Below are 13,897 nucleotides of genomic sequence, written 5' to 3'. Positions count from 1 at the left end.
GGCCCGGAAGAGGACCTCCACCGTGACCACCGTGAACCCCGCCCCCGCCCCAGCGGACGGACGCAAGCCCAGCCCGTCGGCGCCCTCCGGCACACCCCCGCGGTCCCGGCGCCCCGACCGCGCATGGGTGCACGGACTGCTGATGTCCGCCCCCGCCCTCGCCGGACTGATCGCCTTCGTCGCCGTGCCGTTCGTCTACGCCGTCGTGCTGTCCTTCTACAACGTCCGGCTCGGCTCCCCGCTCCCGCCCCGCTTCTTCGGCATCGAGCAGTACCGGCGGATCTTCACCGACCCCGACATGTCCGGCCCCTTCCTGCGGGCCCTGCTGAACAACCTGACCTTCGCCGTGGTCGTCGTCCCCCTGCAGACCGGCCTCGCCCTCGGGCTGGCGATCCTGCTCAACCGCAAACTCAAGGCGATCGGCGTCTTCCGGTCCCTGTTCTTCCTGCCGGTCGTCTTCCCCATGGCCCTGGTCGCCGTCATCTGGCGGCTCATCCTCGCCCGCAGCGGGGACGGCCTGCTCAACTCCGCCCTGCACACGGTGAGTTTCGGCAACTGGGGTGCCTTCGACTGGCTCGGCGACGGTCTCACCGCGATGGCATCGATCATCGTGCTGTCCGTGTGGCAGGGCGTCGGCTTCCAGATGGTCATCCTGCTCGCCGGCCTCCAGCAGATCCCCGGCGAGCTCTACGAGGCCGCCGCACTCGACCGGGCCTCCCGCTGGCAGCAGTTCCGGCATGTCACCCTGCCCGGCATCCGCCCCACCCTCACCTTCGTCGCCATGCTCACCTCCGTCCTCTCCTTCCGCGTCTTCGACCAGGTCTACGTCCTCGTCAAGGGCGGCGGACTCGACGAGGACGCCACCCGCACCGTGATGTACCAGGCCGTCACCACCGCCTTCGACCAGAACAACATCGGCCAGGCGTCCGCGATCACCGTCGTCTTCTTCCTGATCGTCGTCGCCCTGACTCTCATCCAGCGCCGCGTCGTCCGCACCGGCACCGAGGACTGACCATGACCCGCACACCCCTGCGCCGCATCCTCGACTACACCGTCCTCAGCGTGCTGGCGTTCGTCTTCGTCCTGCCGGTCCTCTACCTGATCCTGGGCAGCTTCAAGCCCTCCGACCAGGTGCTGAGCGGCCTGACCGGCTTCCTCCCCACCCATCTGTCCCTCGACAACTACCGCGCCGTCCTCAGCAGCTTCGACTCCGACGCCACCGGCTACTTCTGGCGCTTCATGGGCGTCTCGCTGCTCCTGTCCACCGTCGTGGTCCTCGGCGGGCTGATCGTCAACTCCATGGCCGCCTACGGCCTGACCCGTCTGCGCTGGCGGGGCCAGGGCGCCGTCTTCACCGTCGTCCTGCTGCTGATGCTGGTGCCGTTCGAGGCAGTCGCCGTCCCGCTGTTCTACCTGTTCAACGACGAGCGCAACACCCTCTACATCCAGGCGATCCCCTTCGTCGCCAACGCCTTCTCCCTCTACCAGTTCGCCACCTTCTTCCGCGCCATCCCGCCCAGCATCGAGGAAGCCGCCCGCATCGACGGCGCGGGTCCCTGGCGCACCTTCTTCGCAATCGTCGTCCCCATGTCGAAGCCCGTCTTCGCCTCCGTCGCGATCCTGACGTTCCTCACCCAGTGGGGCTCCTTCCTCTGGCCCGTCCTGATGGTCTCCGACCCCGCCGTGCGCCCCCTGCCCCTGGAGATGAGCGTCTTCCAGGGCCAGATGCCCGTCGACTGGGGCCAGGTCCTCGCCTTCGGCGTCCTGCTCGTCCTGCCCGTCCTGATCGTCTTCGCGTTCTTCCAGCGGTGGTTCGTCCAGGGCGTCGCCAGCTCCGCGGTCAAGGGCTGACCTCAGCACACGAACACCGGCCAGGCAGGGACGAACACCACGACCGGCGCCCCCTGCGGCCTGCCCCGCTTCTACAGAGAGACAGCCCATGAGCATGGCGCATACGGCGCTCGGCAGCATCACCGTCGTCGGGGAGTGCGTCGCCGACGCCTTCACCGACCCCGCCCGCTCCACCCCCGGCCGGCTCGCCCTGGACGTCCTGCCCGGGGGCGGCCCCGCCAACACCGCCGTCGCCCTCGCCCGCCTCGGCACCCCCACCCGCTTCCTCGGCCGCCTGTCCGACGACGTCTTCGGCGCCCTCTTCCGCGACCACCTCAGCGCCTCCGGCGTCGACCTGACCGACGCCGTGACCACCCCCGAGCCCAGCACCCTCGCCATCGCCGACCTCGACGACGACGGCCAGGCCACCTACTCCTTCTTCGCCGACGGCGCCGCCGACTGGCAGTGGACCGCCGACGAACTGTCTACCACCACGCCGGCCGACACCGTCGCCGTACACACCGGATCCCTCGCGCTGATACGCCCGCCCGGTGGCAGCCACATCGAGGAGCACCTCGCCCAGGCACGCGAGCACGCCACCGTGTCCATCGACCCCAACGTCCGCCCCCTCCTCGTGCCCCCCGCCGCCTACCGGCAACGGCTCCCGCACTGGTGCGTCCTCGCCGACATCCTCCGCCTCAGCGAGGACGACCTCGCCCTGCTCCTCCCCGACGCCACTCCCGAACAAGCCTGCGACACCTGGCACGCGGCCGGCGTCCCCCTCGTCATCGTCACCCTCGGCGGGCGCGGCGCCCTCGCCTCCCTCCACGGCGCCCGCATCAGCGTCCCGGCTCCCACCGTCGACGTCGTCGACACCATCGGCGCCGGTGACGCCTTCACCGCCGGCCTGCTGCACCGCCTCACCGCACTCGGCCACCTCGGCGGCCGGCTCGACGCCCTCACCCCGGAGGACACCGCCGACGCCTGCGCCTTCGCCGCCCGCGTCGCCGCCCTCACCTGTTCCGTCCCCGGCGCGAACCCCCCATGGGCCGACTCCCTGCCGACCCGGACGGCCGGGGTCTGACCGGCACCCGGCGCGCTCCGGCGTCCGGACCCAGCTCGGCGGCCCGCTCGCGCAGCTCCCGGTGGGGGGAGGGCCGGGGGGCAGGCCTCGGAGAGGTGCGGGGCGTGTCCGGACGCGATGGAGGTGCGGACGTGGGATCAGGCCGGGCGCCGCACGCGCCGTATACGCGTTGCCCGGGGCGGCCGGGGACGGGGAATCGGTCGGCCGGGCGGGCACGGAGCGGCGGTCGTGCGGGGGGGCGCCCGCGGCCCGATCGGTGCCCAGCACGCACGGAGGGCCGCCTCCGATCACCCGGCCGACCGGGTCCCACCGCCAGGGCCGTTGGGCCCTATTACGACCGGCCGGAGAGGGCCGGAAGGTCGTCGGGCAGGGGCCGCCGGCCCCAGGTGCGCAACGGGGCGCGACGCCTAGCGTTCCGGCCATGGAGAACGATCGGAACGCAGGGCGCCGGGAGCCGCGCACCGGTGAGGGCTGGCCGCTCGCGGCCCGTCGGCTGCTCACGCGCAGCGAGGTGTCGGCGGACGGCCGCGCGGTGTTCGGCACGGGCGATCCGCGCTGGGAGGGCTTCTACCGGGACCGGTGGGCGCACGACAAGGTGGTCCGCTCCACGCACGGGGTGAACTGCACCGGTTCCTGCTCGTGGATGGTGTACGTCAAGGACGGCATCATCACCTGGGAGCACCAGGCCACCGACTACCCGTCGATCGGCGCCGACTGCCCCGAGTACGAGCCCCGGGGCTGCCCGCGCGGCGCGTCGTTCTCCTGGTACACGTACTCCCCCAGCCGGGTCCGCTACCCGTATGTGCGCGGGGCGCTGCTGAAGCTGTGGCGCGAGGCACGCAAGCGCCTCGGCGACCCGGTGGCGGCCTGGGCCGAGATCACCGGCGACCCGGCGAAGGCCCGCGCCTACAAGCGGGCCCGGGGCAAGGGCGGTCTGGTGCGCGCCGACTGGGACGAGGTGTCCGAGCTGGTCGCCGCCGCCCAGGTGCACACCGTCAAGACGTACGGCCCCGACCGCGTCGCCGGCTTCTCCCCGATCCCGGCGATGTCGATGGCGTCCTTCGCGGCCGGCGCCCGGTACACCTCGCTGATCGGCGGCACGCTGCTCTCCTTCTACGACTGGTACGCCGATCTGCCGGTCGCCTCGCCGCAGGTCTTCGGCGACCAGACGGACGTACCGGAGGCCGCGGACTGGTGGAACGCGGGCTATCTGATCATGTGGGGGTCCAACATCCCCGTGACGCGGACGCCCGACGCGCACTTCCTCACCGAGACCCGCTACAACGGCACCAAGGTCGTCGCGGTCAGCCCCGACTACGCGGACAACGTCAAGCACGCCGACGAATGGCTCGCCCCGCACCCGGGCACGGACGGCGCGCTGGCGATGGCCATGGGGCAGGTGATCCTGCGGGAGTTCCTCGTCGACCGCGAGGTGCCGTACTTCCAGGACTACCTGCGCAGGTTCACCGACGCCCCGTTCCTGGTGACGCTGCGCGAGCACGAGCGCGGGCTGGTCCCGGACGGGTTTCTCACCGCGGCCGACCTGGGCCAGGACGGGGAGCACGCCGAGTCCAAGACCGTCCTCGTCGACTCGGCCACCGGCGAACCGGTCGTGCCGAACGGCTCGCTCGGCTTCCGCTGGGCGCAGGAGAAGGGCAACTGGAACCTCGACCTCGGCGAGGTCGTGCCCGAACTGAGCCTGCTGGAGCGGGCCGAGGAGACGGCCGAGGTCGCGCTGCCCCGCTTCGACGAGGGCGCCACGGAGGGCGGCTCGGTGCTGGTGCGCGGCGTGCCCGTACGCCGGATCGGCGGACGGCCGGTCACCACCGTCTTCGACCTGATGCTCGCCCAGTACGGCGTGCGGCGACCCGGGCTGCCGGGCCGGTGGCCCACGTCCTACGAGGACGAGGCGGAGCCCTACACGCCGGCCTGGCAGGAGACGATCACCTCGGTGCCGGCCGAGCAGGCGGCCCGGATCGCCCGGGAGTTCGCCCGCAACGCCGAGCGCACGAACGGCCGGTCCATGATCGCGCTGGGTGCCGGCACCAACCACTGGTTCCACTCCGACACCATCTACCGCGCCTTCCTGGCGCTGCTCACCATGACGGGCTGCCAGGGCGTCAACGGCGGCGGCTGGGCGCACTACGTCGGCCAGGAGAAGGTCCGCCCGGTCACCGGTCAGCAGCACCTGTCGTTCGCGTTCGACTGGCAGCGGCCCACCCGGCACATGGCGGGCACGTCGTACTGGTACCTGAACTCCGACCAGTGGCGTTACGAGGCGTTCGGGCCTGAGGAGCTGGCCTCCCCGCTGGGGGAGGGGCGGTTCAAGGGCAAGGGCTTCGCGGACTGTCTGGCACAGGCGGTCCGGCTGGGCTGGACGCCCGGACACCCCGGATTCAACCGCAACCCGCTCGATCTGACGGACGAGGCGGCGCGGGCCGGGCGTCCGGTCGCCGAGCACATCGTCGACGAACTGAAGGCGGGGCGGCTGCGGTTCGCCGTGGAGGACCCCGACGACCCGGCCAACTTCCCGCGCGTGCTGACGGTGTGGCGGGCGAACCTGCTGGGCTCCTCCGGCAAGGGCAACGAGTACTTCCTGCGGCATCTGCTGGGCACCGACGCGGCGGTCCGCTCCGCGGAGACCCCGCCCGAGGGCCGTCCGAAGGACGTGGTGTGGCGGGAGGAGGCCCCCGAGGGCAAGCTCGACCTGCTGGTCTGCATGGACTTCCGGATGACGTCCACCGGTCTGCTGGCCGACGTGGTCCTGCCGGCGGCGACCTGGTACGAGAAGGACGACCTGTCCAGCACGGACATGCACCCCTTCGTGCACGCCTTCACCCCGGCCATCGCGCCGCCCTGGCAGGCCCGCACCGACTACGACACCTTCCTGACGATCGCCGACCGGTTCAGCGAGCTGGCCGCCGGGCACCTCGGCACCCGGACCGACGTCCTCGCGGTGCCGCTGCTGCACGACACCCCCGACGAACTCGCCCAGCCGGGCGGGGTGGTGCGGGACTGGAAGACCGGGGCGTGCGAGCCGGTCCCCGGGCGGACCATGCCGAAGCTGGTCACGATCGAGCGGGACTACACGGCGGTCGCGCAGAAGATGCGTGCCGTGGGGCCGCTGCTCGACACCCTGGGCACGACCACCAAGGGCGTCACCGTCCACCCGGACCGGGAGATCGAGGACCTCCGGCACCGCAACGGCACCGTGCGGGACGGTGTCGCCGCCGGGCGGCCCTCGCTCGCCACCGCGAGCGACATGTGCGAGGCGATCCTCGCGCTGTCGGGCACCACCAACGGCCGGCTGGCCACCGAGGGTTTCCGGGAGCTGGAGCGGCAGACCGGCAGCGAGGGTCTGGTCGAGCTCTCCGCCGAGCGCGAGGCGGAGCGGATCACGTTCGCCGACACCCGCACCCAGCCGCGCTCGGTGATCACGTCGTACGAGTGGTCGGGCTCGGAGACCGGTGGGCGCCGCTACTCACCGTTCGTCATCAACACCGAACACAAGAAGCCCTGGCACACCCTCACCGGCCGGCAGCACTTCTTCGTGCAGCACGACTGGATGGCCGAACTGGGTGAGCAACTCCCCGTCTACCGGCCCCCGTTGAACACCCCCCGGCACTACGGCGACGAGCAGCTGCACGACCGGGGCCGCGCGGAGGTCACCGTCCGCTATCTGACCCCGCACTCGAAGTGGTCCATCCACTCGAACTACCAGGACAACAAGTACATGCTCGACCTGTCCCGCGGCGGCCCGACGATCTGGATGTCCACCGCCGACGCCGAGAAGATCGGCGTCAAGGACAACGAGTGGATCGAGGCGTACAACCGCAACGGTGTCGTCGCCGCCCGGGCGGTCGTCACCCACCGGATGCCCGAGGGCACCGTGTACATGTACCACGCCCAGGACCGCACCGTGAACGTGCCGAAGACCGAGGTCGGCGGCCGGCGCGGCGGCATCCACAACTCGCTGACGCGGCTGCTGCTCAAGCCCACCCATCTCGCGGGCGGCTACGCGCAGTTCACCTACGCCTTCAACTACTACGGCCCGACCGGGAACCAGCGCGACGAGGTCACCGTCATCCGCCGTCGCTCGCAGGATGTGGAGTACTGAGATGCGTGTGCTGGCCCAAGTGGCGATGGTGATGAACCTCGACAAGTGCATCGGCTGCCACACCTGCTCGGTCACCTGCAAGCAGACGTGGACCAACCGCACCGGCGTCGAGTACGCCTGGTTCAACAACGTCGAGACCAAGCCCGGCGTCGGCTACCCCCGCCGCTACGAGGACCAGGAGCACTGGAAGGGCGGCTGGATGCTCGACAGGCGCGGGCGGCTGGTCCTGCGCTCCGGCGGGCGGATCAAGCGGCTGCTGTCCCTGTTCTCCAACCCCGACCTGCCGTCCATCGAGGACTACTACGAGCCGGTCACCTACGACTACGACAACCTCGTCGGCGCCCCCGCCGGCAAGGACATCCCGGTCGCCCGCCCCCGCTCGGTCCTCACCGGCCGGCCCACCGCCATCACCTGGGGCGCCAACTGGGAGGACGGCCTCGGCGGAGCGCCCGAGAACGCCGGCGCGGACCCCAACCTCAGCGGGGCCTGGGCGGAGAAGGTGAAGTTCGAGTTCGAGCAGACCTTCCTCTTCCATCTGCCCCGGCTGTGCGAGCACTGCCTCAACCCGGCCTGTGTGTCGGCGTGTCCGTCCGGCGCGATGTACAAGCGGGTCGAGGACGGCATCGTCCTCGTCGACCAGGACCGCTGCCGGGGCTGGCGGATGTGCGTGACGGCATGCCCGTACAAGAAGGTGTACGTCAACCACGCCACCGGCAAGGCCGAGAAGTGCACCTTCTGCTTCCCGCGCATCGAGGCCGGCCAGCCCACCGTCTGCTCCGAGACCTGCGTCGGCCGGCTGCGCTACCTCGGCCTCCTCCTGTACGACGCCGACCGTGTCGGCGAGGCCGCCGCCACCCCCGACGAGCACGACCTGCTCGACGCGCAGCGCGGTGTCTTCCTCGACCCGCACGACCCCGAGGTCCGCGCGGCCGCACGGGAGTCGGGCATCCCCGAGGACTGGCTGGACGCCGCCCGCCGCTCCCCCGTGTACGACCTGGTCATGCGCTACAAGGTGGCGCTGCCGCTGCACCCGGAGTACCGCACCCTGCCGATGGTCTGGTACGTCCCGCCGCTGTCCCCCGTGCTCGACGCCGTCGACGCGGCGGGCGGGAACCAGGACGACCCCGACCATGTCTTCGCCGCCGTCACCCGGCTGCGGATCCCGCTGGAGTACCTGGCGGAGCTGTTCACGGCCGGGGACACGGACGTCGTCGGCGGCGTGCTGATGAAACTCACCGCGCTCCGCTCGTACATGCGCGGACGCACCCTCGGCGAGGCCGGTGACGAGACGGTGCTCGAGGCCGTCGGCCTGACCGCACGCGAGGCGGAGGACCTGCACCGGCTGCTCGCGGTCGCCAAGTACGCCGACCGGTACGTCGTCCCCGCCGCCCACAAGGAGGACGCGGCGGCGCTGACCGCCCTGGAGAACCGCTGCCCGGTCGAGACATCGGGCGACGCCGCACCCCGCAAGACCATGCTCGGCCTCCCCACTTTGCGCCGCGACACCACCGCCGGAGACCCCCGATGAGTCCGCTGCCCCCGACCCTTCCCGCCCTGGTCCGCACCCGGGTCCGGGCCGCCGTACGCCGCCCGGCCCGGCTCACCCCCGAGGAGACGGCGGGCCGGGCGCTGACCCTGCGGCTCGTGTCGCTGCTCCTCCAGTACCCGGACGCCGAACTGACCTCGGCCCGGATCGAGTTGACCACGGTGGTGGCGGCCCTGCCGGCCACGCCCGCGGCGGAGCACCTGACCCGGTTCACCGACTGGTTCACCGCCCAGGAACCCGAGGCGCTGGAGCGGCACTACGTCGAGATGTTCGACCTGCGCCGCAGGAGCAGCCTCTACCTCACCTACTACCTGCACGGTGACACCCGCCGCCGGGGCATGGCCCTGCTCACCCTCAACCAGCGCTACCGGGCCGCCGGCTGGGACACCGCCGGCGGAGAACTGCCCGACCACCTCCCGGTCGTGCTGGAGTTCGCCGCGCTGGCCGGCCCCGGCGGCGGCGAGGCACCGCTGCGCCAGCACCGGCGCGGGCTGGAGCTGATCCAGCGGGCACTGACCGACGCCGACTCGCCGTACCGGCACGTACTGGCCGCGCTGCTCACCCTGCTGCCGCCGCCGACCGACGCGGACCGGGCGGCGGTGGACCTGCTCGTCGCCGAGGGACCGCCGAACGAGGACGTCGGCCTGGACCCGTACGGGACGTACCCGGCCTACGGGAACGGCGAGTTCGCACCGCCGGACACCTTCGTCCCGCCGCTCACCGCCCCGATCGGCGCCCCGACCCGTCATGAGGACGGTCAGCGATGAACGATCTGCTGCTGTGGGTCGCCGTGCCCTACATCTGCCTCGCCGTGTTCGTGGCCGGGCACGTGTGGCGCTACCGGCACGACCAGTTCGGCTGGACCACGCACACCAGCCAGCTCCTGGAACACCGCTGGCTGCGCTGGGGCAGCCCGCTGTTCCATCTGGGGGCCTTCATGGTGATCGCCGGGCATGTGGCGGGGCTGGCGGTCCCGGCGTCCTGGACCGAGTCCGCCGGGATCAGCGAACACGCCTACCACACGACGGCGGTCTGGGCGGGTTCCGTCGCGGGGCTCGCCATGGTCACCGGGCTCGGGATGCTGTGCGCCCGCAGGCTGCTGACCCGGCGGATCCGCCTCGGCACCGACCGCAGCGACAAGGTGCTCTTCCCGCTGCTGTCCGCCACCGTCCTGCTCGGCATCACCGCCACCGCCGCCCACAATGTGTTCGGCCCCGGATACGACTACCGCTCCACGGTCTCGGTCTGGTTCCGGGGGCTGTTCGTCCTCCAGCCGCGGCCCGAGGCCATCGCCGGGGCGCCGCTGCTGTTCCAGCTGCACGCGCTCACCGCCTGTCTGCTCTTCGCGGCCTGGCCGTTCACCCGGCTGGTGCACGTCTGGAGCGTCCCGGTCGGCTATCTGGTCCGGCCGTACCTGGTCTACCGGCGGCGCCCCGCACCGGCAGCGGCACCTGCGGCCCGGGGCCGGAAGTCCTCGCCCTCGGCCTCCCGGCGAGCCGCGTGAGCCACGGTCCTGCGCTCGCGGTGGGCGGAAGCCGCCGCCCTTGCAGCTCGGCGCAGGACAGCGTGTTCGGCTTCCCCGACATGCGGTTCGGCCTGGGCGCCGCCGTGCTCCGCGGGGCGCGCCTGCACCGCTGGCTGTGGCGCGCGCCGGCCGCGGGAGCGCTGCCGGCCGCCGAGGGCTTCACCGCCACCGCATGACCCTGGGGCGTCCCGTTCCCCCTCTGCCACGCTCGAACGCCGGTCCGTCATCGTACGTTTGGTGAGAGTCGGGCACATCGCGCACGGAAGGATGCACGTATGCCGAAACGCGGGGGCAAGGTGTGGTTCTGGCGCTGGCGGCGCAACCCGCTCCGGCGGCGCTCCGACATCGTCGAGGCGTGGATCGGCGCCGTGGCGGTGACGACGCTGCTCCTGTCGGTGCCGGTGGTGGGCGTGGCGCTGGCCGGTGTCGGCGAGCGCTCGGCTCTCGACCAGGCGCGGGGCCTGCACCGCACCACCGCACGTCTCGCCGAGGACGCGCCCACGACACCGGCTCGGTTCCGCGGGACGGCGGACGCGTGGGTGCGGACGGCCGTGCGGTGGACCGGGCCCGACGGCTCGTCCGTGACAGGTGTGGCCCAGGTGCCGTCGGGCGGCAGGGCGGGCTCCTCCACCACGGTGTGGCTCGACGACACGGGCCGCGTCCGGCCCGCCCCGCCCACTCCGGCCCAGGCGAGATCGCAGGGGGCGGCGCTCGGCGCGACCGCCGGAGCGGGCGTGGGTCTGCTGGTCGCGGGTGGCTGGTGGGCCGCCCGGATACGGCTGGACGTGCGGCGCAGGGGCCAGTGGGAGCGGGACTGGACCGAGTTCAACGCCGACCGGGGCCACCGGCACGCATAGGAATCACCGGCCGGGGGACACGCTCCTCGGCCCGCGTCGGCCAGCGGTGCGCGCGCAGGGCCGCCGTGTACACCTGCGCCGTGGCCGCCGCGGTCGTGGCCCAGCCGAAGGACCGGGCGTGACGGACCGCGGCCTCGCTCATCCGGGCGGCGCGGGCCGGATCGTCGGCGAAGGCGGACAGCGCCCGCGCGTAGTGCGCCGGATCGTGCCCCCGTACGAGGACGCCGCTCACCCCGTCCCGCACGGCCACGGGCAGACCGCCGACCTCGGCGGCGATCACCGGGGTGCCGCAGGCCTGCGCCTCGACGGCCACCAGGCCGAACGACTCGCTGTGGGACGGCATGACGAGCACGGACGCCGCCCGGTACCAGTCCGCCAGCCGGTCCTGGCCGACCGGCGGCCGGAACAGCACGACGTCCGACACCCCCAGCCGGGCCGCCAGTTTCTGGAGGCCTTCCGGCCGGGTCAGGCCGCTGCCGCTGGGGCCGCCCACGACCGGCACCACGAGCCGCTCCCGCAGGCCCGGCCGCTCCTGGAGCAGCCGGGCCACCGCGCGCAGCAGGACGTCCGGCGCCTTCAACGGCTGGATGCGGCCCACGAACAGCGGGATCAGGGCGTCCGGGGAAAGGCCGAGCCGGGCCCGGGCCGCGGCCCGCCCGGCGTCGACACCGCGGGCGTCGGGCCGGAAGCGCTCCAGGTCGACCCCCGGGTGCACGACGGCGACCCGGCCGGGGTCGGCGCCGTAGTGACGCAGCAACTCCCCGGCTTCCTCGGCGGTGTTGGCTATCAGCCGGTCGGCGGCCCGCACGACCTGCGCCTCGCCGGTCACCCGGACCTCGGGTTCGGGGGTGTCTCCGTCGGCGAGGCCGGCGTTCTTGACCTTGGCCATGGTGTGCATGGCGTGCACCAGCGGGACACCCCAGCGCTCCGCGGTGAGCCGGCCGACGTGGCCGGAGAGCCAGTAGTGGGAGTGGACCAGGTCGTAGTGGCCGGGGCGCTCCCCCGCCCAGGCCTGTGCCACCCCGTGCGCGAAGGCGCAGAGCCGGTCGGGCAGTTGGTCCTTGGCGAGCCCCTCGTAGGGGCCCGCGTCCACGTGCCGGACCAGGACTCCGGGCGCGAGTGCGACGCGGGGCGGGAGCGCGGCCGAGGTGGTGCGGGTGAAGATCTCCACCTCGATGCCGAGCGCGGCGAGCCGCTTGGCGAGTTCCACGATGTAGACGTTCATGCCGCCGGCGTCTCCGGTGCCGGGCTGGTGCAGTGGCGAGGTGTGCACGCTGAGCATGGCGACCCGGCGGGGGCGGTGGGACGACGGCCCGGGGGCGGGTCGGACCGGCGGGGCGCCGGCGGTGGCGTCCGCGCGGTCCACGGTGTCCGCCACCTCCTTGGGCCTCAGCACTCGATGACGTTGACGGCGAGGCCGCCGCGGGCGGTCTCCTTGTACTTGACCTTCATGTCGGCGCCGGTCTCCTTCATGGTCTTGATGACCTTGTCGAGGGAGACGTGGTGCCGTCCGTCGCCGCGCAGGGCCATCCGGGCGGCGGTGACCGCCTTGACCGCGGCCATGCCGTTGCGCTCGATGCACGGGATCTGCACCAGGCCGCCCACGGGGTCGCAGGTCAGGCCGAGGTTGTGCTCCATGCCGATCTCGGCGGCGTTCTCCACCTGTTCCGGGCTGCCGCCGAGCACCTCGGCCAGTCCCCCGGCCGCCATCGAGCAGGCGGAGCCGACCTCGCCCTGGCAGCCGACCTCGGCGCCGGAGATGGAGGCGTTCTCCTTGAAGAGCATGCCGATCGCGCCCGCCGCCAGCAGGAAGCGGACGACGCCGTCCTCGTCGGCGCCCGGCACGAAGTCGAGGAAGTAGTGCAGGACGGCGGGGATGATGCCCGCCGCGCCGTTGGTCGGAGCGGTCACGACCCGGCCGCCGGCCGCGTTCTCCTCGTTCACCGCCATCGCGTACAGCGTCACCCATTCCATCGCGCGGACCGCCGGGTCGCCCTCGCTGCGCAGCGCCCGGGCCGCGGCGGCGGCCCGGCGGCGGACCTTCAGTCCGCCCGGGAGGATGCCCTCGCGGCCCAGGCCCTTGGCGACACAGGCCTGCATGACGTGCCAGATCTCCAGCAGGCCGGCGCGGATCTCCTCCTCGGTGCGCCAGGCCTTCTCGTTCTCCAGCATCAGCGCGGAGATCGACAGACCGGTCTCCTCGGTGAGGCGCAGCAGTTCGTCGCCGGTGCGGAACGGGTGGGCGAGCGGGGTGTCGTCGGGCTTGATCCGGTCGGCGCCGACGGCGTCCTCGTCCACGACGAACCCGCCGCCTACCGAGTAGTACGTCCGCTCCGCCAGCGTCCCTCCGTCGGCGTCGTACGCGAAGAGGGTCATGCCGTTGGCGTGGTACGGCAGCGAGCGCCGGCGGTGCAGCACGAGCTGGGTCGCCGGGTCGAAGTCGATCTCGTGGGCGGGGCCGATCTCCGCGCCGAGGAGGCGGATGCGCCCGGTGCCGTGGATCCGCTCCACGTCCAGTTCGGCCTGTGCGACGTCGACCGTGTGCGGGTGGTACCCCTCCAGGCCGAGCAGGACCGCCTTGGGGGTGCCGTGGCCGTGGCCGGTGGCGCCGAGGGAGCCGAACATCTCCGCCCGGACCCCGGCGGTCTGCGCCAGCAGGCCGTCCTGCTTCAGCCGGGTGACGAACATCCCGGCGGCGCGCATGGGGCCGACGGTGTGCGAGCTGGACGGCCCGATGCCGATGGAGAACAGGTCGAAGACGCTGATTGCCACGCCATACTCCGTGAGGTCGAAGGGGCATGCCGAGCGGAGACGGGCATGCCCCCGGGCAAGGTTGTCGGTTACAGACCGGGGTAGAGCGGGTGCTTGGCGGCGAGGGCCTCGACGCGGGCCTTGAGCGCCGGGGCGTCGTGGGCCGGCTTGAGGGCCTGGGCGATGA

Annotated in this window: 11 protein-coding genes; 9 read left to right on the top strand and 2 right to left on the bottom strand. The window is 72.6% G+C overall.

Annotated features, from left to right (window positions below; translation table 11 throughout):
• The first annotated feature begins 31 nt into the window (after positions 1–31).
• The 9 genes from ABZ490_RS22985 (at position 32) to ABZ490_RS22945 (ending at position 10,959) form a co-directional block, all read left to right on the top strand.
• The gene (locus ABZ490_RS22985) at positions 32–1,012 is read left to right on the top strand and encodes a sugar ABC transporter permease (RefSeq protein WP_358993075.1); all 981 of its coding nucleotides are present in this window, start codon (positions 32–34) and stop codon (positions 1,010–1,012) included.
• A gap of 2 nt (positions 1,013–1,014) precedes the next feature.
• Positions 1,015–1,851, top strand: a complete 837-nt coding sequence (locus ABZ490_RS22980; RefSeq protein ID WP_358992835.1) for a carbohydrate ABC transporter permease — start codon at positions 1,015–1,017, stop codon at positions 1,849–1,851.
• A gap of 88 nt (positions 1,852–1,939) precedes the next feature.
• A complete protein-coding gene (locus tag ABZ490_RS22975; RefSeq protein WP_358992833.1) occupies positions 1,940–2,914 on the top strand; it encodes a carbohydrate kinase in 975 nt (324 codons plus the stop codon).
• A 421-nt stretch (positions 2,915–3,335) separates the two neighbouring features.
• Positions 3,336–7,031 (top strand): nitrate reductase subunit alpha, encoded by a 3,696-nt coding sequence (locus tag ABZ490_RS22970; RefSeq protein ID WP_358992832.1) that lies wholly within the window; start codon positions 3,336–3,338, stop codon positions 7,029–7,031.
• 1 nt (position 7,032) lies between these two features.
• Positions 7,033–8,559, top strand: a complete 1,527-nt coding sequence (gene narH, locus ABZ490_RS22965) for a nitrate reductase subunit beta (protein ID WP_358992830.1) — start codon at positions 7,033–7,035, stop codon at positions 8,557–8,559.
• Complete coding sequence (gene narJ, locus ABZ490_RS22960; RefSeq protein ID WP_358992828.1) at positions 8,556–9,344, top strand: nitrate reductase molybdenum cofactor assembly chaperone; 789 nt, start codon at positions 8,556–8,558, stop codon at positions 9,342–9,344. The genes narH and narJ overlap by 4 nt, the downstream gene beginning before the upstream one ends.
• Positions 9,341–10,081, top strand: a complete 741-nt coding sequence (gene narI, locus ABZ490_RS22955; RefSeq protein ID WP_358992826.1) for a respiratory nitrate reductase subunit gamma — start codon at positions 9,341–9,343, stop codon at positions 10,079–10,081. Before narJ ends, narI begins: the two co-directional genes overlap by 4 nt.
• Positions 10,078–10,278, top strand: coding sequence for a hypothetical protein (locus ABZ490_RS22950; RefSeq protein ID WP_358992824.1), 201 nt, complete (start codon positions 10,078–10,080; stop codon positions 10,276–10,278). Before narI ends, ABZ490_RS22950 begins: the two co-directional genes overlap by 4 nt.
• A gap of 99 nt (positions 10,279–10,377) precedes the next feature.
• Positions 10,378–10,959 (top strand): hypothetical protein, encoded by a 582-nt coding sequence (locus ABZ490_RS22945; RefSeq protein WP_358992823.1) that lies wholly within the window; start codon positions 10,378–10,380, stop codon positions 10,957–10,959.
• Here ABZ490_RS22945 and mshA read toward each other — a convergent pair.
• Both mshA and ABZ490_RS22935 read right to left on the bottom strand, forming a co-directional pair.
• Positions 10,928–12,355, bottom strand: a complete 1,428-nt coding sequence (mshA, locus tag ABZ490_RS22940; protein WP_358992821.1) for a D-inositol-3-phosphate glycosyltransferase — start codon at positions 12,353–12,355, stop codon at positions 10,928–10,930. The genes ABZ490_RS22945 and mshA overlap by 32 nt on opposite strands.
• Positions 12,349–13,731, bottom strand: a complete 1,383-nt coding sequence (locus tag ABZ490_RS22935) for an L-serine ammonia-lyase (RefSeq protein ID WP_358992819.1) — start codon at positions 13,729–13,731, stop codon at positions 12,349–12,351. Before ABZ490_RS22935 ends, mshA begins: the two co-directional genes overlap by 7 nt.
• Positions 13,732–13,897 lie beyond the last annotated feature (166 nt).

The organism is Streptomyces sp. NPDC005811 (assembly GCF_040630405.1).
Taxonomy (GTDB): Bacteria; Actinomycetota; Actinomycetes; order Streptomycetales; family Streptomycetaceae; genus Streptomyces.
This window is presented reverse-complemented; position numbering and strand designations above follow the sequence as displayed.